Origin of the sequence: Paraeggerthella sp. Marseille-Q4926 (genome assembly GCF_916618935.1) — a bacterium.
Classification (GTDB): domain Bacteria; phylum Actinomycetota; class Coriobacteriia; order Coriobacteriales; family Eggerthellaceae; genus Paraeggerthella; species Paraeggerthella hominis.
Genome location: NZ_CAKAKF010000001.1, coordinates 31,334 through 51,107, shown reverse-complemented (window position 1 = coordinate 51,107; position 19,774 = coordinate 31,334). Strand labels below are relative to the sequence as shown.

At 61.1% G+C, this 19,774-nt stretch carries 20 protein-coding genes; 6 read left to right on the top strand and 14 right to left on the bottom strand.

The window, feature by feature from the left end:
* Positions 1-23: 23 nt before the first annotated feature.
* From LG373_RS00255 to LG373_RS00235, 5 genes are all read left to right on the top strand, one after another.
* Positions 24-299: a hypothetical protein gene (locus tag LG373_RS00255; RefSeq protein ID WP_225748662.1), complete on the top strand. Its 276-nt coding sequence runs from the start codon at positions 24-26 to the stop codon at positions 297-299.
* Positions 300-385: 86 nt separating this feature from the next.
* Positions 386-823 (top strand): DUF4860 domain-containing protein, encoded by a 438-nt coding sequence (locus LG373_RS00250; protein ID WP_225748661.1) that lies wholly within the window; start codon positions 386-388, stop codon positions 821-823.
* On the top strand, positions 820-1,287 hold the full coding sequence (locus LG373_RS00245; RefSeq protein WP_225748660.1) for a hypothetical protein: 468 nt from the start codon (positions 820-822) through the stop codon (positions 1,285-1,287). Before LG373_RS00250 ends, LG373_RS00245 begins: the two co-directional genes overlap by 4 nt.
* Positions 1,287-1,751: a S4A5 electrogenic sodium bicarbonate cotransporter 4 gene (locus LG373_RS00240; RefSeq protein WP_114566519.1), complete on the top strand. Its 465-nt coding sequence runs from the start codon at positions 1,287-1,289 to the stop codon at positions 1,749-1,751. The genes LG373_RS00245 and LG373_RS00240 overlap by 1 nt, the downstream gene beginning before the upstream one ends.
* 8 nt (positions 1,752-1,759) lie before the next feature.
* On the top strand, positions 1,760-2,833 hold the full coding sequence (locus tag LG373_RS00235) for a type IV pilus twitching motility protein PilT (protein ID WP_114566518.1): 1,074 nt from the start codon (positions 1,760-1,762) through the stop codon (positions 2,831-2,833).
* 668 nt (positions 2,834-3,501) lie between these two features.
* Here the strand turns inward: LG373_RS00235 and LG373_RS00230 are convergent.
* The 6 genes from LG373_RS00230 to LG373_RS00205 all read right to left on the bottom strand — a co-directional run bounded on the left by LG373_RS00230 (position 3,502) and on the right by LG373_RS00205 (position 9,988).
* Complete coding sequence (locus LG373_RS00230; RefSeq protein ID WP_216529039.1) at positions 3,502-4,584, bottom strand: DUF2804 domain-containing protein; 1,083 nt, start codon at positions 4,582-4,584, stop codon at positions 3,502-3,504.
* Positions 4,577-5,434: a mechanosensitive ion channel family protein gene (locus LG373_RS00225; RefSeq protein ID WP_225748659.1), complete on the bottom strand. Its 858-nt coding sequence runs from the start codon at positions 5,432-5,434 to the stop codon at positions 4,577-4,579. Before LG373_RS00225 ends, LG373_RS00230 begins: the two co-directional genes overlap by 8 nt.
* A gap of 50 nt (positions 5,435-5,484) precedes the next feature.
* Positions 5,485-6,030 carry an anaerobic ribonucleoside-triphosphate reductase activating protein gene (gene nrdG / locus LG373_RS00220; RefSeq protein WP_114566515.1) on the bottom strand — a complete coding sequence of 182 codons (546 nt, stop codon included), beginning with the start codon at positions 6,028-6,030 and terminating at the stop codon, positions 5,485-5,487.
* A 223-nt stretch (positions 6,031-6,253) separates the two neighbouring features.
* Positions 6,254-8,575, bottom strand: coding sequence for an anaerobic ribonucleoside triphosphate reductase (locus LG373_RS00215; RefSeq protein ID WP_216529036.1), 2,322 nt, complete (start codon positions 8,573-8,575; stop codon positions 6,254-6,256).
* 234 nt (positions 8,576-8,809) lie between these two features.
* The gene (locus LG373_RS00210) at positions 8,810-9,082 is read right to left on the bottom strand and encodes a hypothetical protein (protein WP_114566513.1); all 273 of its coding nucleotides are present in this window, start codon (positions 9,080-9,082) and stop codon (positions 8,810-8,812) included.
* Between the two features lie 3 nt (positions 9,083-9,085).
* Positions 9,086-9,988, bottom strand: a complete 903-nt coding sequence (locus tag LG373_RS00205) for a homocysteine S-methyltransferase family protein (protein WP_216529035.1) — start codon at positions 9,986-9,988, stop codon at positions 9,086-9,088.
* A 633-nt stretch (positions 9,989-10,621) separates the two neighbouring features.
* On the opposite strand from LG373_RS00205, the gene LG373_RS00200 reads away from it, so the two are divergent.
* A complete protein-coding gene (locus LG373_RS00200) occupies positions 10,622-11,755 on the top strand; it encodes a TDT family transporter (protein WP_216529034.1) in 1,134 nt (377 codons plus the stop codon).
* 336 nt (positions 11,756-12,091) lie between these two features.
* On the opposite strand, the gene LG373_RS00195 is transcribed toward LG373_RS00200, so the two are convergent.
* From LG373_RS00195 to LG373_RS00160, 8 genes are all read right to left on the bottom strand, one after another.
* Positions 12,092-12,910 (bottom strand): UTP--glucose-1-phosphate uridylyltransferase, encoded by an 819-nt coding sequence (locus LG373_RS00195; protein ID WP_216529033.1) that lies wholly within the window; start codon positions 12,908-12,910, stop codon positions 12,092-12,094.
* Positions 12,911-13,023: 113 nt separating this feature from the next.
* Positions 13,024-13,212 (bottom strand): hypothetical protein, encoded by a 189-nt coding sequence (locus tag LG373_RS00190; RefSeq protein WP_114566510.1) that lies wholly within the window; start codon positions 13,210-13,212, stop codon positions 13,024-13,026.
* An 89-nt stretch (positions 13,213-13,301) separates the two neighbouring features.
* Positions 13,302-14,069: a cytochrome c biogenesis protein gene (locus LG373_RS00185; protein ID WP_114566509.1), complete on the bottom strand. Its 768-nt coding sequence runs from the start codon at positions 14,067-14,069 to the stop codon at positions 13,302-13,304.
* A 76-nt stretch (positions 14,070-14,145) separates the two neighbouring features.
* Positions 14,146-14,862, bottom strand: coding sequence for a heme exporter protein CcmB (locus LG373_RS00180; protein WP_216529032.1), 717 nt, complete (start codon positions 14,860-14,862; stop codon positions 14,146-14,148).
* A gap of 1 nt (position 14,863) precedes the next feature.
* Positions 14,864-15,586: an ABC transporter ATP-binding protein gene (locus LG373_RS00175; protein ID WP_114566507.1), complete on the bottom strand. Its 723-nt coding sequence runs from the start codon at positions 15,584-15,586 to the stop codon at positions 14,864-14,866.
* Positions 15,587-15,591: 5 nt separating this feature from the next.
* Positions 15,592-17,814, bottom strand: a complete 2,223-nt coding sequence (locus LG373_RS00170) for a heme lyase CcmF/NrfE family subunit (protein ID WP_225748658.1) — start codon at positions 17,812-17,814, stop codon at positions 15,592-15,594.
* A gap of 62 nt (positions 17,815-17,876) precedes the next feature.
* The gene (locus LG373_RS00165; RefSeq protein WP_216529030.1) at positions 17,877-18,542 is read right to left on the bottom strand and encodes a cytochrome c maturation protein CcmE; all 666 of its coding nucleotides are present in this window, start codon (positions 18,540-18,542) and stop codon (positions 17,877-17,879) included.
* A 268-nt stretch (positions 18,543-18,810) separates the two neighbouring features.
* The gene (locus LG373_RS00160) at positions 18,811-19,524 is read right to left on the bottom strand and encodes a cytochrome c3 family protein (RefSeq protein ID WP_114566505.1); all 714 of its coding nucleotides are present in this window, start codon (positions 19,522-19,524) and stop codon (positions 18,811-18,813) included.
* Between the last annotated feature and the right edge of the window lie 250 nt (positions 19,525-19,774).

The following is a 19,774-nucleotide window of genomic DNA, read 5'->3' as shown; positions in this document are numbered from 1 at the left end:
TCAGAAAGCGAACGCGCAAACGTATGTCGATATTTTTCGCCATCGTTGCCGCAGCGGCGCTCATTTGGGTCGCCTACGGTTTCGTCAGCGCAACCCTACGCGAGCAAGGCGAGCTTTCGGTGCGAAACGCCATACTGAACAGCGCGAAGCAATGCTGCGCGATCGAGGGCACCTATCCGCCGTCCTTGGCGTATCTCGAGAAAAACTACGGGCTTGTCGTAAACCGGAGCGACTACGCAATCACCTACGAGGTGTTCGCCGACAACGTCATGCCCAACGTCGTGGTGCTGGCAAAATGAACGGCAACCACAACATAGCACAGGCGCTTGTCCAGGCAACGCACCCGGGTCAAGCCGCAAGCCGCCCGAGCCAAAGTCGCGACCGCGTGTTCATCACGATCTTGTTCGCGGTGCTTTCGCTGTTTCTCCTGATCTCGCTGCTTGTAGGAACGAACGCGTACAAGTCCATCAACGCCGTGCGCACCGCCTCCGACGAAACACGTCTGGGATTGTCGCTCATAGGAAACTCCATTCGCGCAAACGATGCGACCGACGCTGTAGGAGTGGCCGAAGGACCGGAGGGGTCGGCGCTCGTGCTGACCGAGCGCCTGGAAAGCGGCGTGTACGAAACAAGACTGTACGCCTACCAAGGATCGATCGTCGAAGAATACGCTCGCGCCGACGCCGCCTTCACGCCGGAAAAAGCGCGTGAAATCGTGAAATCGAAGCGATTCGACTTCGCATACGAGAACGGCCTGCTAACCGTGTACACCGACCAGGGCTCGACCTCCGTCGCCTTGCGCAGCGTCCGAGGGGGTTCATGATGGTCGTGCAGATTCCGCGCCACAGGCGCGCACGCGAAGAGAACCGCCGTTCATGGCATGGCGGCGCGTTCATCGTTGAATCGCTTGTGCTTCTTGCATTTCTGATGGCCGCGCTTGCCGTGGTGGTTCAGCTTACGGGAATCGCGCACGAGCGCGGAACGGAAGCCGACCACCTTTCAAACGCCGTCACGATTGCTGCGAACAACGCCGAAGCGTTCGCAGCCGACCCAGCATCGGGGAACATGACCGCATCGTTCACCATTGCAAACGGTAGCCTGGTGGAAGTCGACGGTACGCCGGATGCAGGAAACGAAAGCACGACATACCAGGTCAACCGCACGGTAGAGCAACATGACAAGGGCGGCGGAACCCTGTATACCGCCCATATCGCAGTAACGCAAGGTGCCGAAACCGTATACACGTTGGACACGTCCCGCTACTCGACCAGCGCAGAGGAGGCTTGATGAGCAGATCGAAAGGATCGGTACGCATCGGACCCATCAGCCTGTTTACCCTGATGACCGTCTTGTGTTTGGCCGTACTGGGAGTTTTGTCCATCAGCACGGCTCAGGCAACGTACGCGGCAGCGGAGAAGCAGGCGGCGTTCACCGCAGACACCTACGTCAACGAAAGCGCGGCACAGAATCTGCTCGCAAACGTCGACGAAACGCTGGCAAGCGTACGGAAAGCAGGCGGCAGCCTCGACGCCGCCCTCGTTGCGGTGGACGGCATGCTGCCGAGCAACGCCAAGCGCGAAGGAACGACCGTTTCGGCGAAGTTCAGCACCGAAAGCGGCCGAGCGTTGGACATCGAACTAACCGTGCGCGCCAACGCAACGTACGAGATAACGGCATGGAAAGCAACGACGCAGTGGACGAACGCGAGCTCGGGCGAAACGCTCTGGTCGGGCGCCGCTCAAACACGATAGGAGACACCATGAAACTGGAACAGCTTTTGCAGGAGATGGTTGACGCGAAGGCGTCCGACGTCTTCATCATAGCAGGGCTTCCCCTGGCCTACGAAGCGAGCGGTCAGCAAGTTCGGCTGGACACGCCCCCGTTCAAGCCCGCCGACACCGAAGCGTTCGTACGCGCGATCTACGAAGTATCCGGGCGCAACATGGATCGATTCCTCGACAACGGCAATCACGACGAGGATTTCTCATTCGCCATTTCCGGAATCGGGCGTTTCCGCGCGAATATCTTCCGTCAACGCGGGTCGCTCGGCGCCGTGATCCGCGTCATCCCCTTTGGGCTGCCCGACCCCGCAGCGATGGGAATACCGGAGGAAGTCCTGCGCCTTTCGCAGCTGCAAAAGGGACTGGTGCTGGTCACCGGCCCTGCCGGCGTAGGCAAATCAACCACGCTTGCCTGCATCGTCGATCGGCTGAACCACGAGCGCAGCGGCCATATCATCACCATGGAAGACCCCATCGAATACGTGCACAAGCACGGCAGCTGCATCGTGACGCAGCGCGAGGTGCCCACCGACGTGGCCAGCTATTCCGAAGCGCTGCGGTCGGCTATGCGCGAGGCGCCCGACGTGATCCTGCTTGGCGAGATGCGCGACCACGACACGATCGGCACCGCCGTGACCGCTGCCGAAATGGCGCAGCTTTTGCTGTCGACGCTGCACACCACGGGCGCAGCCAGCACGGTCGATCGCATCATCGACGCCTTCCCCGCTTCGCAGCAGCGCCAGATCCGCATCCAGCTGTCCATGGTGCTGCAAGCTATCGTCAGCCAGCAGCTGGTTCCCGCAATCGACGGCGGCGCGGTGCCTGCATTCGAGATCATGTTCGCGAACACCGCCATTCGCAACCTTATCCGCGAAGAGAAAACGCACCAGATCGACAGCGTGATAGCTGCCAGCGGCGCGGAAGGCATGCGCACCATGGATCAAAGTTTGTTCGACCTGGTAAAAGAAGGCCGCGTGACAAAGGATATGGCCCTGCAGTACAGCATCCACCAGGAAGCTCTCAAGCGCCGCTTCGAAGCAGCGAGCTTGTAACAGCTCCCAACCGCATGGCAGAACGAAGGCGAGGTCGATGACCCCGCCTTCGTTTTATTGGGGGGACTGGCGGGGTGTTGCCGGGCGACGACGGGCGGCGGGCGCTGCCCGGCATCCTGTTGGCCCCGATCGACAGCGTCCCGCTACCAATCGGAGCGCCGTTGGCAGCTTGTCGGCAGCGCGCCGTTGGCAGCTTGTCGGGAGCGCGTCGTTGGCCGGCTTGTCGGGAGCGCGTCGTTGTCGACAAGCGCCCCCTTACCTGGCGGGGCCCCGCCAGCCGGCAGCGCGCCCCTCGTCGCTACCCCAATCAAGAGGTTGCGCGCGAAAAACCGCTCCCGCTGGCAGGTTTTGACGGTTTGAGGTCGTCGAGATGAACTCCGCTTGTCTCACCCCTTTGCTCACTTTTTATTTTACCTGATCAGAGCGTTGTGATGTCGGATGAGGTTCCCAAGGGCGCTCGTCCCGCCGGACCAAACGACCTCAAGCCGTCAAAACCTGCCAGCGGGAGCGGTTTTTCGCGCGCAAGTCGTATGCAAGCCTCATTCCGGGGGACGGAGAACATGGGCGCCCCGTCCCGACCGCCGCATCGCATCGAGCGCCAAGCCTGAAGCACCCACCAACGACAAAAAGGGGCGCAGTTCAGTTCGCCTTGAACTGCGCCCCTTGCTCTAATACACGTTGTGGATGACCTCGGCCGACCCTAACAGGTTCGCCACTTCGAACACGGTGCCGTCGTCGAGCGTCACCGTACCGTCGAACCTTCCGAATACCTGGTGCTGGTCGGTGCGAATCACCTTGAAGTCCATCCAGTCAACGCGATCGAGCATCGGCGTGAACACCATATCCAAACGACCCTCGTCGTCGGTCACGTGCCAAGGCTGGTCAAGCTGGTAGCGATCCTCGGTCTTTTTCGCAACCGCAGCCCCCGCTTTCTCGGGAATGCCGAAGTCGACGCGATGCAGCTTGTGGGCAACGCCGTCCACGAACACCATGTTCTCGGACGCAGCGGACGTGTCGCCGAAACCGTACCCCAGGTTGAGTCCGAACCGATGAGCACCGGGCTGCGCCCCTCCGTGCCCATCCTGCCAACCTTGCGCGACGGCCCAGTACCACGTGTTGTCGCGCGTCCACACGCCGCGGCCCCAATCGAGCAAGCCAAACGAACGCTCCGGCGAAAAGCCATGTACGAGCAGGCCCTTCTTGAAGCTGCCCTGCGCTCGCATGGCAACGATCTTCTGGTTGTAGTAGAACGCGAGCGGGTCTTCGGCCCACGGCGTGGCAATCACCATCGTGTCGCGCGGCTCTTCGTCAAGCACCGCCTCAAACGTCAGATCGTCGCGCCCGTCGAATCGAGCGAACTGGGCCTTTATGCGACGGCACCCGTCCTTCACCTCGAAGTCGAACGACACGCGCCCGTTCTGGAACCGCGACACGCCGGAAGACGACGAGGACGGCAGCCGGAACCGGCCCAGGGTCAAGGGAACCATGGTGCTGGCCGTATGCGAAACGCCCTCGGCAAAGTCCATGACAGACGCCGAAATGAGCCCGCCGTACCCCAAATCGCCCAAGGTGAGCGCCACGGCGTACTCATCGTCGTTCACCAGGTAGTAGTCCCATTCCTTGATGCGCAGAGCCGGCGCCTTCACACGCGCGCGGTCGTAGGAACGAACGAGCGCGGTAGCCCAACCGCATTGGGCCAGAGATCCATCGTCGTTATGCAAAGGACCTTCGGTCAATCGCGTTTCAGCCATTCGTCCTCCCTCCCTCGTTTGCGGAATCCTCGGCCGCTTGCTGCCTCCCCGCCAAAACACCGTCGATCAAATTAATGCCGTCCTCCCTGGTCAATGGAGCAATGGCACGTAGTACGGCATCGCCTGCCCGAGCACCCGTGCGGCTATCCGCCACGCGAAACACAATGGATCCCTTGAACCCCGCATCTTCGACAGCCGAAAAGGAAAGGGCCGGCTGCTTCGTCAGCTTCGCCACTTCGGATGCGGCCTCGGCGGCAACCCGCTCGATGGCCTCCGCCAAGTCGTCAAGACGGGATCCGTCGGTTGCCACGACAACGGGAATCGATACCTGGTTGGTGGGAGGAAGGTGCACGAGCGCCGTCTTGTTGATGATGGAGTTGGGAATGATGACCTCTGCGCCAGCGCTGTTCCTAATGGTGGTATGGCGCCACGTCACGTCCTTGACCACGCCCGAAGACGAGCCAACTTCTATGTTGTCGCCCGGCTTGACAATGCGCATGAGGCTCACCTGCAAGCCGCCGATCAGGTTGGATATCGTGTCCTGAAAGCCAAGCGAGATGGCGATACCGCCAATGCCCATGGCCGTTATAGCGGCGCTCACGTCTACGTTGAAGCAGGTGGACAGCATGATGCAGATGCCCAAGACCCACACTGAAGCACGTGCGATGTTGACGAAGATGGAACTTGAGGGGAGGTTCTTCTCTTCGTTGAAATGCAGCAGCTTGCGCATGAACCGCATCACCAACCGCGCGCACACCGCCGTCAAGGAAAGAATCACCACAACCGTTATCGCCGTGATAACCCAATCGCTTCGCACAAAGCCTTCGATGGCTTGTTCGAGTTGTCCCATGCCGCCGTCCTACCCTCTTGCAATCCTCATCGCCCTGAAAAGCGAACGCCTCACCATGACGGAGGCTTTTGAAACACGTCTTCCTGAGTTTCCCACAAAACGATACGCCCCTGGCTCCTTGTTGCGGGAACGTCAATCAACCGTTGGTTGGAAGAACCGCGCCACGGCAGATCGAAGGAGTGAAGCGCCTGCACGAACGGACCGTCCACCAGCACGTCGGTCTGGTCGAGCAAATCGCGTGCAGCGGCATCGGGAAAGCCGTCCTCCAGCTGCTCGTAGCGATAGCCGGAATACGTCCATACGTTCAAGCCTCGTTTTCGCAGCTGACGAGCAAGTTCGGCGCATGCGGCGGCCTGCTCGAACGGCTCGCCGCCCGAAATGGTCACGCCCCGCGCCAGCTTGTTGGCCGCAATCTCGGCCACCAGCTCGTCGATGCGGCGAACCTCGCCGCCCGCGCACGGCTGGCTGTCGGGGTTGTGGCAACCCGGACAAGCGTGCGTGCATCCTTGCACGAACACGGCGAAGCGCAGCCCCGGACCATCGACGATGGAGTCCGGGGCCGTACCGTACAAACGAATGGTGGCGGGAGTAGTCACGAGGGGGTCTCCTTATGCGCCCGAAGGGCGCATATTGCACTCACAGGTTGGCGTAGTAAGTCAGTGAGGCCAGCCACGGCGCCCTGAATTCGCGGGATCGCGGAGGCGAAGCGTACTGCGTACGCAAGCTTCCGGGATCGCACGAAGGCAGGGCGCCGTGGCTGGCCGCGGCGGCGGTGCGCTCCGGCGGCCGGCAAAAGCCGCCGGAGCCGCCCGCGTCTGGCTACATCTGATGCTTGACGCGATCGTTCTCCTCGGCGCGCTTGGCGTCGTTGAAGCGATCGAGCGTGCCCACCAGGTAGCCCGTGATGCGGCGAATGCGCTCGAACGACGTGCCATGCTCGGCCTCGGTGCGGCCGCACTTGGGGCACACGTCGCCGATGATGCCGTTGTAGCCGCACACCGGGTCGCGATCCACCGGATGGTTCACGGAACCGTAGCCGATACCGCTGTCCTTCATGTGACGAATAACCGCCTCGAACGCCTCCAGGTTGTCGGACGGGTCGCCGTCAAGCTCCACATAGGAAATGTGGCCCGCATTCGTGAGCGCATGATAGGGCGCCTCGATCTCGATCTTGTCGAACGCGCTGATGGGATAGTACACCGGCACGTGGAATCCGTTCGTATAGTAATCGCGATCGGTCACGCCCTCGATGGAGCCGTAGCGCGCACGGTCCATGCGCACGAACCGACCCGACAAGCCCTCGGCCGGCGTAGCGATCAAGCCGTAGTTCATCCCGCGCTCCTGCGACAGCTTGTCCAGGTATCCGCGCATGTGCCCGATGATCTCCAGGCCCAGGTTCTGCGACGACTTCGACTGGCCGTGATGCTGGCCGGTCAACGCCACCAGCGCTTCAGCCAGGCCGATGAAGCCCAGCGACAGCGTGCCGTGCTTGAGCACCTCGCGCTGCTCGTCGTCGGGCGAAAGCTTCTCGGAATCGATCCACACGCCCTGGCCCATCAAGAACGGCGCGTTGTACACGCGCTTGCGCGCCTGGATTTCGAAGCGCTCGTCCAGCTGCCCCACCACCAGCGCAAGCTTCGCGTCCAGAAGGTCGAAGAACAGATCCAGATCGCCCTTGGCGCGAATGGCCAAGCGCGGCAGGTTGATGGACGTGAAGCTGAGATTGCCGCGACCGGGCGTCACTTCGCGATCGGGATCGAACACGTTGCCCATAACGCGCGTGCGGCAGCCCATGTACGCCACCTCGGTCTCGGGCGTGCCCTTGTAGTACTGAATGTTGAACGGCGCGTCCAGGAAGCTGAAGTTGGGGAACAGGCGCTTCGCAGAGCAATGCATGGCAAGCTTGAACAGGTCGTAGTTCGGATCTTCAGGGTTGTAGTTCACGCCTTCCTTCACGCGGAAGATTTGCACGGGGAAGATGGGAGTCTCGCCCGAACCCAAGCCTCCTTCGGTTGCCAACAGCATGTTCTTGACCACCATGCGCCCCTCGGGGGACGTATCCATGCCGTAGTTGACCGAGCTGAACGGCGTCTGCGCACCGGCGCGGCTGTGCATGGTGTTCAGATTGTGCACAAGCGCCTCCATAGCCTGGAACGTCGTGCGATCGGTATCGGCCGTGGCGTTCTTCGCGGCATACGCAAGCGCGCGATCAGCCGTAGCGTCGTCGGCGCCCGCCTGTGCAAGGGCGGCGCGCACGGCGGCCTCGAACTGCTCGTCCATGTGCAGACTGGCGATCGTGCCCGTCTGGGCTTCCACCGCGTCAAGCGTGTCCTGCGCGAACGCGCGGGCGTCCTCTGCGTTCATCAGCAGATCGACGGCCTCGGCCAAGTGCTTTTTGTACAGGCGACGATACGTCTTGCGCACGCCGTCCGCCAAACCGTAGTCGAAGTCGCAGATAGCCTGGCCACCATGCTGGTCGTTTTGGTTCGACTGAATGGCAATGCAGGCAAGCGCCGCGTAGCTGGCGATGTCGTTCGGCTCGCGCAGCACGCCGTGACCCGTGGAAAAGCCACCCTTGAACAGCTTCTTCAACTCGATCTGGCAGCACGTGGTGGTCAGCGTGTAGAAGTCCATGTCGTGAATATGGATGTCGCCGTCCCGGTGAGCACGCGCAAATTTCGGATCGATGACGCACATTTCGTAGAACTGCTTGGCCGATTCTGACCCGTATTTGAGCATGGTGCCCATAGCCGTGTCGGCGTCGATGTTGGCGTTTTCGCGCTTCATGTCGGAATCGGATGCCTTGGAAAACGTGATGTCCTTGAGCGTTTGGATAAGGCGGCTGTTCACGTCGCGAGCACGGTTGCGCTCGGCACGATAGAGAATGTAGGATTTGGCGGTCTGAACGAATCCGTCCTCGATGAGCGTTTCCTCCACCAGGTCCTGCACGCCTTCCACCGTGGGAACGCCCTCGATGGCGCCGGCTTCAAGCTTGTCCACGACAGCCTGTGCGATGCCGTCGGCAACCGAACGATCCTGCATGGCGCCGCATGCCTGGAACGCCCGCTCCACCGCCTCGGCAATCTTGTCCGCCTTGAACTCCGCCGTGCGGCCGTCGCGCTTTACTATGGTCGTGACCATGCGCCTGATCCTCTCTTCGCCAGTCTTATTCAATCGCTTCCAAATGCGTGCTTTTAAGGGCGCGATCTGTGGTTTCGCTTGGTTTATGCGCAATCTTTCCACAGGATCTACCCAAGATTTTCCACAACATATAGTGGGTGAATGCGTTTCAAATGTTCAGATATAGTACCGGCCCGCCTACGGACGCGCAAGGCGTACACAGTTATTACACGCAGCAAACAGGCCCGGTCGCCGCTATTCGACGGTTCCGTACACCTGCCCCCACGCGTGCCCGCCGATAGCCGAGTTCAGCTGATCGCACAGACGCTGGCGAGTGTACGTGCCCGGAGGCAGCAGCGCGATGATCTCGGCCAGATCTTCGGGAAGATCCGCCGATTCCGCCGCGACAACCACATCGAGCCGTCGCACGGACTTCACGTCCCGATCCGCGAACAAAGACTCGACCACGCTCTGCAATGCGCCGTAGTGGGGACTGCGCACCGTGTTCGTCCGAAAAGAGTCAGCCATGGACTACGCCTCCACGTCCGGACGAACGACGTCGAACCCCTCGCTTGCAGCAACAAGGGCGCCCGTGTACGCCGGCGTGGCAGCGCCGCCAGCGCGCAGGAACTGAGCGCCCGCACCGCGCAGCTGCGTACCGGCCGCCACCAGAACATCCGGGCAGAAATACGGATTGGACTCCGTGGCGCCGCCCTGCTTCGGGTCGTGCGCCCCCACGATCAGCTGAGCCAGAACCGGCAGGGAGCCGGCTGCGCATGCCTGTCGCGCCAAACTCGTTGCGGCCTCAAGGGGAGCGCGCGTCGCAAAGCCCGCCACCGACGCCTCGAAGTCCACCATAACCTCCAACGCCTCCGCGAACGTATGGCGGCCGCCGGAAAGCACGCCGTCAGCATCCACGTCGACCGAAGCGAACACCAGCGCATCGCTCACCTGGCGAACGCCCATGAGTGCGCACTTGAGATCCGACGGGTTCGCGAAACCGTTCAGGAAGAACGCGTCGAACGTCGCCCCTGCGCATGCGCGCGCGGCGTCGGCATACTGGCTGCGATTCTCGTTCAGCGACGCTTTGCTGGAGGGATCGAGCGGCAGCCCGCACGGGCCCACCTCCACCAGCACGTGCTGGGGCTTCAGCTGGCAAGCGATATCCAGTCCGGCCTTCACGACCTCTTGCGCGCGCTCCTCCAGACCGTGGTGCGCCAGACGAGCAGCCGTGATGCCCGCCGTGCTAGTCACCAGGCACTGAGCGCCGGCAACCTTGTTGAGCCGCAGCGCTTCGCGCACAGCCTCGGGCTCCACCAGCGTGGCGTACTCCAGATCTCGGTCGATGTCGAAGCCCTGGCGCTGCAGCACGGCAGCAACCGGAGCGGACAGAACCAGCATATCCCGGTGGAAGCGAAGATCGATATCAGGCATGGAAGATTCCTTTCGTCGAGTGCTTATGATAGCAAAAGAACGGTGCCGCATGGGGCGAGTTGACGTTCACCGATCGTCCGCACCCGTTACACAAGACGAACACGCGCCGGTCACATGTTTTTCAAGGCTGACTTTTATACTGGGTATCGCAAACGAAAGACTCCCCTCCTTTCCGTTTGCACTGCGTAGAAGCAGTAGCGACGCCATCGAGCGTCGCATCATCCCCCTCCTTGTGGGCCGCGAAGTTCCCCTCTTCGCGGCCCGATCTTTTTTCGCGACAACCCCGAATTCCGCTGCTGAACCGCCGTCGACGCGCGTCGCGCTTTCGCCGCTGCGCCGAGCGCTTGCGACGATTTGCCAAGAAATTTGCTTATTTGTTACTTATAAGACCACCAATTCACAAAACGCGCACGTGCGTCACATATCATCTGCAACCTCGGCACGTATACTAGGCTCCAGCAAATGAAAGGCTCCCCTCCTTTTCAGTTTGCTTCTGCTTACCCCTTAAAGCAGAGTCGGTGCCCAAGAGGCACCGTACATCCCCTCCTTGTGGCCCGGCGGAGTTCCCCTCTCCCCGGGCCGATCTTTTTCCAGGGAAGGAATGCGTCCGCAAACCGCGATGAAGGACTCCTCATGAAGTACCTCAAAGACAAGGTTTCACGGCTCCCGCTTCCCGTAGTGCCCGCCACCTTGGGCCTGCTTGTACTGGGAGGGTTTTACGAAACGATCGGATACCCGTTCGTCCATGCGATAACCGCCGTAATCTCGACCGTTGTAGCGCTGGCGTACTGCCTGAAGATCGCCTTCCATCTCAAAAGCGTGATAGCCGCGGAATACGCGAACCCCATGCTTGCCGCGCTATACCCCACCCTCCCCATGCTGATCATGGTGCTGTGCGTATACTACGCAGGCCTCGCGCCCGTCCTGCACGACGGCGCTCGGGCGGTGTTCTTCGCGATGCTCGGGTTGCTGATCGTGCACGTTGCGGTGTTCTTCGTCCGCTTTTTCCTACGGCGATTCGAATGGAAGACGTTCATGCCCAGCTGGTACGTCACCACTAACGGCGTCATGGTGGCCACGGTCGTCGGCATGCCGTTCATGCCCGAGCCGCTGGCACTAGGCATAGTGGTTTGGGGCATCGCGGCGTACGTTGCGCTTACGCCCTTCATGCTTTGGCGCATGAAGCGCTGCGAAGTCGCCGAAGCCACCATGCATTCGCAAGCGATCATGCTCGGTCCGTGCAGCATGTGCCTGGTGTCGTACGTCAACGTTGCAAGCGAGCCGAACCTCATCGTGCTCGCGGCGCTGTTCGCCTGCGTGGCGGTATCGCTTGCGTACGTGGTGGCAAAGCTGCCGAAGTTTTTCAGCGTGCAGTTTCACCCCGGATTTGCCGGCATGACGTTTCCCATGGCCGTAGGGCTGCTGGCAACCCACGGGTTCGCTTCGACGCTCGCCGCCGCCGGATTCGCCAGCGCCGCGTCCATGATTCAGCAAGTGGAGGGCATCCAGCTGCTGCTGGCCACATCCATCGTGGCCATAGTGTACGCACGCTTCCTCGGCATGTTTGCGGCAGGCTTGAAGAACGATCGCGTCAACGGAAAGCTGGCTCCCGAGCAAACCGCAGCGCTGCGCGCGCTCAGAGCGTACCTCAAGCGCGGATCGGACGCGCTTGAGCACCCCGCGAAAGCCGAAGCCTTCGTCCCCGTAGCTGCGGGAATCGATTGCAACGCAGCGTGCGAAGAACCGGGCAAAGCCGAAGAGCGCTAGCATTTGCCGCGTTTTCCTCTCATGGTTACCTTCTTGTTACTTTCAGAAGCATCGATTCACAAAACGCGCACGGTCGACACATACGTTTTTCAAGGTCAACTTTTATACTGGGTATCAGCAAATGAAAGGCTCCCCTCCTTTTCAATTTGCTTCTGCTTACCCCTTAAAGCAGAGTCGGTGCCCAAGAGGCACCGTACACCCCCTCCTTGCGGCCCGGCGGAGCTCCCCTCTCCCCGGGCCGATCCTTTTCCGGGCAAAAAGCAAGCAAGGCAGGACGGGGCATCAGCCTCGTTTCCCGCCTTGCTAGTCCTGCTCCCTTGCCCAGCCCGCCAACGCCTACTTTCCCGCGTTCTTTCGCTCGAACAGAATGTTGTTCGTTTCTAGCCAGCTTTCCACGGTACCGGTGTCGAACCCGTCGGCCGGGTCGATGACCAGCGCGTACATCTCCTCTTCGCGCAGCACGGCGTCGAGCGCGTCGGTCAGCTGGATCTCGCCGCCCACGCCCGGCTCCACGTCGGCCAAAAGCTCCATCACCCGCGCGGACAGCAAGTAGCGGCCGAACACCGCCAAGTTCGACGGCGCGTCTTCAAGCGCCGGCTTCTCCACCAGCGCGTCGATCTTCCACACGTCGTCGGCCACGGGAGCTCCCGCGATCACGCCGAAGCGGCTCACCTGGTCATCGGGCACCGGCATGACCGCGATCACGCTGGCTCCGCCGTGAGCGTCGGACACCTCCTGCATGCTCGGCAGCATCTTGTTGTCCGGCACCAGCACATCGCCCAGCAGCACGTAGAACGGCTCGTTGCCGGTCTTCTCGTGGGCGCAGCGCACCGCATGCCCCAGGCCCAGCGCCTCGTCCTGGTACACGTAGCTCACGTTGTAGTTGCCCACCTGCTCCACCACGTCGGCGTACGCATCCTTGCCGCGGGCGCGCAGCGTGGCAACCAGCTCCGGGTTCGGGCTGAAGTGATCTTCGATAGCCTGCTTCTCGCGGCTGTTGATGATGACCACCTCGTCGGCGGCGGATGCAAGGCCCTCTTCGACAACGTACTGGATGGCCGGACGATCAACAACCAGCAGCATTTCCTTCGGCTGCGCCTTCGTGGCAGGAAGGAAGCGCGTGCCCAAACCGGCGGCGGGAATCAGAGCTTTCATGGCTTCGGGACCTTTCTTGAGTCGCATTTCATACGCGAAGCGCCGCAAGAGCGGCGCTTCGTCTCATTCGTTTCGCTATTGTAGCACGGACGCAAGACGCGTCGAACGTCCCGCTATTTCGCCGCGGTCTTCTCGGCCAGGGCCTCCTCGAGTACGGCCATGTGCGCTTCGGTCTTCTTCAGACCACGCACGATAATGAACACGTACACCAGAATTGCAGCCCACATCAGGGCATACGCCGCGATGATATACGGGGCCGACGGAATGATGGTGCTGTAGATTTCAACAAGAACCGGATTCATGGATGCTCCTTCTCAACGACTCGTTCGTCATGTTCGCGCAATTCCCCGCTGTCGCATCGCCTATCGTGCAGACGCGGCAGCCGAGCGCGTTAGTCTTCCAGCTGCTCCTTGACGGCCTCCACGCGCTGCGCCAAGCGAACCTGACGAAAGCGCAAGCGGTACAAGGCGAATCCCACCATGATCATGCCCAGCATGACCACGCCCACCGTCATGCCCATATCCGGCGACATGCCGCCCTCGCGCAGCACCACGGGATGGATGCTCGAGGGAATAAGGCGCGTCACCATGTAGCAGATGGGCACGTCCACGCATGCGATGATGCCCAGAACCGACGAGTACGTGGCACGTCGCTCCGGCTCGTCGATGGCGTTGCGCAGCACGAAGTACGCAATGATGATCAGCATCAGGATAAGGTACGTGGTCAAGCGCGGATCCCACGTCCACCACACGCCCCACTCGAAGCGCGTCCACAAATCGCCCGTGATCATGGTGCACGTCACGAACAAAAGCGCAATTTCCATGCACACCTTCGCGCACGTGTCGAAACGCTGGTTCTTCGTCATGAGGAACCGAACGCAGTAGTAGCCCGCAAACGCCAGCGCGCCGAACGAAACCAGGGCGACCGGCATGTGGAAATAGAAGATCTTCTGGGACAGCAGCAGCTTCGACGACACCATTTGGCCGCCGATCAGCTCCACGCCGTTCACGGCGGCGCCGTTCACCGGCCCTGCGTAAAGAAACGCCATAAGGAAGCCGACCGTGGTCAGCACGGCCCCTGCCAGCAACGCCCATGGCGCCACCCGGTCGGGCCACTGCCCCGCCTCCGGCAGCTTGAGCGGCTTTTTCTCGTCAGTCATAAACCCTCCTTTTGTCGAGCGCCCCAACACCTTGCAGCGTTGAGCGGCTTCAGCGACCATCAGGCCGGCGAAGCGCCTACACGCTGATAACGAAATCGTACAGCACCCAGCTCAGCAGCAGCATGATCACATCGTAGCCACCCGCCAGCATAAGCGACAGCGAAAACACGTCCATATACCCCTCGGCCCCCACGATCACGGCCGTCGTGGCCGACGCGCACGCGTACAGCAGCGGGAAGATGAGCGGCACGAACAGCACCGCCAGCATGACGTCCTTGCCGCGCGTGTTGATGGTGATGGTGGACAAAAGCGTGCCGATGCCCGCCATGCCCACGGTTCCCACCAGCAACGGCACTACGAGCAGCCAAAAATGCTCCGATGGCGAAACCGTTGTCAGGAAGAAGAAGTAGAACAGCGGCACGGCCAGCACTTCCACCACCAGCAAGAACAGGAGGTTCGACGTAGCCTTCGCCAGAAAGATGACTGATCGATCCAAGGGCACCAGCAAAATGCCCTCCATGCAGCCCTGCTCCTTCTCGTGCGAAAACGAACGGTTCAAACCCAGCAGCGACGTGAACACGATCAGCGCCCACAGAAGGCCGCCGCTGATCTGGAGCACGTCCAAAGCGCTCGTGGTCTGGCCGAGTGCCGCGCCGTACACGATAAGCACCAACAGTGCGTAGATGCCCATGGACGTGAGCATCTCCTTGGTGCGAAACTCCTGCTCCAAGTCCTTGCGCAAAAGCGTCTTGTACTGCTGGAACGTCGAGGGCTTCTTCAAAACCACGGACATGTTACGCCACCCCCATGCCGACGGTCTGGCGGTACAAGCCGGAAAACTCGTCGAAGTCCAGCGCGTCCTTCTGATCGAACGCGACCACCTTGCCCTTCGCCAGCACCAGCGCGTGCGTGCACATGGCAAAGCCCTTCTGCAGATCATGGCTGACCATGACGAAGGTGCGGCCCTCGCGCTGCTGCTCGATCAGCTCATCGAATATCTCCACGGCATGCGGGTCCAATCCCGAGTACGGCTCGTCCAGAAACACCACGTCAGGATCGTGAATCAGAGCGCGCGCAATGCTCAAGCGCTGCGTCATGCCGCGCGAGAACGTGCGCACGACGTCCAAGCGGCGATGTTTCAGCTCAACCGACTCCAGCAGTTCGAGGACGCGCGCCTCGGGGTTTTCCACCCCGTAGAGACGCGCGTAGATAAGCAGGTTCTGCTCGGCCGTCAAATCCGGGTACAACATGGAGTTGTGCGAAATGAGCCCGATGTGGTCGCGCGCTTTGTCGGGTTCCTCCTTGATGTCGATGCCCATGAGCGTAGCCGATCCCGACGACGCGCGGGCAAGCGTGGACAGCACGCGCAGAAACGTCGTCTTGCCCGCACCGTTCGGCCCGAAGATGGACAGGAACGCGCCTTGGGGAACTTCGATGGACACGTTGTCCACCGCGCGACGGTTGCCGAACACCTTGGAGAGCTTCTTGGTCTTGATAGCCGCTTGCGCATCGGTCATGACGATTACGCCTCCGCTTTCGCAGATGCAGGTTCGCAGCCCTCGCTCTTCGAATCTTCCATCGACGCAGCAGCATCCGCACCCGTCAGCTTGCGGCTGGCGCCGCGCTTGCCTGCCGTGGCAATCAACACGCCTGCCATCAGCAGGAAGAAGCCGATCCAAACCTGGGAGATCAGCGGGTTCACGCGCACGTCCATCGAGAAGTCGCCGTTTTCGTTCACGCCGCGATACACCACGAACAAGTCCTCGGTCGGGAACGAAATAACGCTGGCCACCAGCTTCTGCTGCTGAGTGGACTGCACGAACTGCACGGTCGGATCAACCGAGCCGACGAACTGGCCGTCCTTGTACGCATCGAAATGCACCGTGTACAGGATGTCGTCCTTGTTGTCCTGCGGCACGATTTCGTTGCCGGTGTACTTGAGCGTGTAATCCTTGACGACGAAGTCCTCGGAAGCGGTATCGGTGGCCTCGTCGTAGCCGACGTAGGCAACCTTCTCCGTCACGTACATGGACGAGCCGATCAAGCCCACCAGGATGACCGCCATGCCGAAGTGCGCGACGAAACCGCCGAACGTGGAAGCGCGATTCACCAGCATGCCGAAGGCAGCCGACACCGGATTGCCGCCATGCCCCTTTTGGTAGCCGCGAACCGCGCGGCCCAGCATGAACAGCGAGTTGAAGAACAGCAAGCTGGCCACCAGCAGACCCACGGCCGCCAAGCCGTTGTAGTACCACGCCGGACCTTCTTCCATCAGGCCCTCGGCATTGATGCCGCCTGCCGCGATCACCGCGTTGTAGCTGGGAACCAGATACGTCACGAAGTACACCATGAGCACGGCGAACAGCACGAGCGCGCACACGGCCGGCACGCGCGCGCGCTTCCAGAACTGCTTGCCGTCGGTCTTGCCCCACGAAAGCAGAGGGCAAATAGCCAAAATGGCAAGGTAGACAATGCCCAAAGGACGGGCGATGGCATTGTACGTGCCAGCGGAAATAGCCTGGCCGCCAAACGGCATCCAACCCGGCAGCGCAGAAGCGATGGTCAGGTACGCCAGCAACGTGGCGAACACCACCATGATCACGTTGTTGAAGTAGTAGGCCGCATCCTTCGAGAGCATGTTCTCAACATCGTCGGAACCCGAAGCGCCCGGACCGAAGCTCTTCCAACGGATGACCAGCCCAACGATACCGGCCACGACGGACAGCACGATCAGCGCCCCAAACAGCACAAGCGAAACCGGGTCGCCCTCGAACGCGTGAACCGACTGAACCAAGCCGGAGCGCGCGATGAACGTGCCCACGATTACGAACGCGAACGTCAGGCACGCGCACATCACGCTCCAGCGCTTGAACGCGCCGCGTTGACGATACACGGTGAAGCTGTGGATGAGGGCCACGCCCACAAGCCACGACAAAAGGCTTGCGTTCTCCACGGGGTCCCAGCCCCAGTAGCCGCCCCAACCCAGCACGACGTACGCCCAAACCGCTCCCAGGCCGATGCCCACGCCCAGGAAGAACCACGAGAACAGGGTGTAGCGCTGCGAACGGACCACCCACTCTTTAGAGGAGTCGTTCACGATGAGCGCGGCAATGGCGTACGCGAACGGGATGGTCAAACCTGCGTAGCCGATGAACAGCGTGGGCGGGTGAATGGCCATAGCCCAGTGCTCCAGCAGCGTGTTCATGCCCAGCATGGAAGCCGAGCTTGTCAGCGTGCCGTCAGAATTGAAGTACTTGAGCGGCGTAGCCGTGAACGGCATGTTGCTTTCGGAAAGCAGCAGCACGCCCACGAACGCGGCCAGCACCAGCTGGCTGACCAGCAAGGCCATGGAGTCCAGCTTGCGCGGGCTTTTCAAATTGCGCACGGCCACCACCGCGTTGAACGCGGCGATGAGCCACGCCCAGAACAGAAGAGAGCCCTCGCGACCGGCCCACAAGCCGGACAGTTTGTACAGCCAGGCCAGCTCGCCCGAAGCGTCGCTGTGCTGGCGCAAAACGTATTCGATGCTCATGTCGCCCGTCATGAAGCAGAAGACCAGGATGCCGCAGCAGAACGTCAGCGCCACCGCCGACAGGATCACGCCGATATGGCCGCCCCAGGTCAGCGTCTCGCCTATACCGCCTGAGCGCTTGCGCGCAAGCAGCGCGCCCGCAAGCAGGCACACGACGGACACCGCCACGCCCGCAAAAGCGACCAGAAGCCCGATCACACCAATAGTTGCCATGTAGTTTCCTTCCGAAGCGGCGGCCGAAGCCGCCGCCTATCGTCTTAAGATTCGCGTTTCCGCTAGCCCTGCAAAGCCACCTCGGTCGCGGCGAACTTGCCGCCAGCGTTGATGGAGCCCGTCAGCACCAGTTGGGTGCCGTCCTTGATCTCGTCGGAGATGGCGCCGTCGAACAGAACCGGCAGCTCTTCCCCGCTTTCCGCGTCAACGAGCACGAAGCGGTCGCCCGACCCGGCCGCGACCAGCGTGCCGGTCTTCACCGAGCCAGCCACCTTGACCGGCTTGTCAAGCACCTCGTCGCCGTAGCCCACCAACTGGGCGACCGTAAGCGCGTCGGCCGAGTTCTCGTACTTCGACGGGCACTTCGTAACCAGCTCGGACGCGTTCAGAATGCCTTCTTCGGTCATCTTGCCCGTGCAGATTGCCGTCACGTCATTGCCGAACGTAGCCGAAACGCCGCCCTCGAAGCGCACTTTGACCTGCTGGGACTTGTCGCCTTCGGGGTCGTAAATGGCAAACGTCAGCACGTTGTCCTTCGTTTCGAAAGAATTCTCCACCACGTTGCCGCTCACCTGGATCTTCTGGTCAGCGTATCCCCCGGTTGCAGCTTCTGCAATCGAAACGCTCTTGGCAGAGCTCGATCCCCCGACCACGGCCAAGACCACGACCAGCACCATAACGATAATCCCCGTCACCACGACCATACGACGTTTCGTTTTCGCGTTCACGCTCGCCTCCTCATGCTGTTTCCCGTACTGTTTTCTGCAATGTCTCAAAGTTCCGAAGAGCGCCATGGCAAAATCCAAGAGCTTGCCATGCGAACCGTCCACGGCGTGCGCGCTCGCGATGCGAAGCGTACTTCGCACGTGCCGCGACCAGCCATTTCGTTCTTCGGACCTTTGACAAAAGGAGCCCGTCCAAGCGCATTGCGCTTAAGGCGGGCTCCCTCGTGCTATTCAATTGTTCGCTCGAAACGCGAGCGTACGAAGCAAAGCTTTACGCCGTCTGGAGCTTCTTCGCCTCAGCGACCGTCAGCCAGCCCTCGGGCACCTCGGCCTCGCTGTGGCACGACGTGCAGTACATCACCGACGCACGGTGTGCCTTATGGCACTCGGTGCACTCGATCTCGCCATGCTGCGGCACGTGCGGGTTGAACTCCATGCCGCTCGTAGCCTTCACCAGATCGTCGCGCGTCAGGTTGTGGCAGCTCTCGTTCAGGCAGAACTGGTCAGCCTCAAGACCGCGAGCCTCAACCAGATCGGCGCCCGTGCGCTCCTCAAGCGGATACACGTAGTTGCCGGTAACCCAGTTGATGCCTTCGGACATCTGCTCCGACATAGTCGGAATGTGGCAGCTCATGCACGTTGCGCCAGCGCCGCCCTGATCGGTCGGCATCTTGTGCGACACGCACAGCATAGAGCTGGTGTTCTTCACTTCGTTGCCCCACTTGTCAACGCCTGCCGTGTTCGGCTCCTGGTCGTACGTAGCGTTGTACTGATCCATCGGCGTATGGCAAATGGCGTTGCAGAAGCTCGGCTGCTCATGCCAAACCCAGAAGCCGGCACCGGCTGCAATCAAAACAACCGCGACGACACCCACAACGATCGGCCACTTCTTTCCCTTTTTCTTAGGAGCGGCTTCCTTGGTCGTGGAGTTATCAGCCTCAGTTGCCTCGGTGGCGGCTTCCACTTTGGTTTCCTCTTCGCTCATACTCTTTAACCCCCTTTCAAACATACTCGTCTCTTGCATCCCGTCTGCATCCGTTTAGGGAAGCATCGTTTCGATGCCAAACGGAAACACAAGAACTTTACCACATGCATACTACCGGTCAACCGGGAAAAAACCTATCACCCATTTGGGGGGAATTAGCCCGGATTGCCCCCATTTTTCGTGTGATTCGGCTTTTTTCGCTCAATTTTTTGCATAACCTCGCGTAACCCCGCACGACCGAAATCCGGCT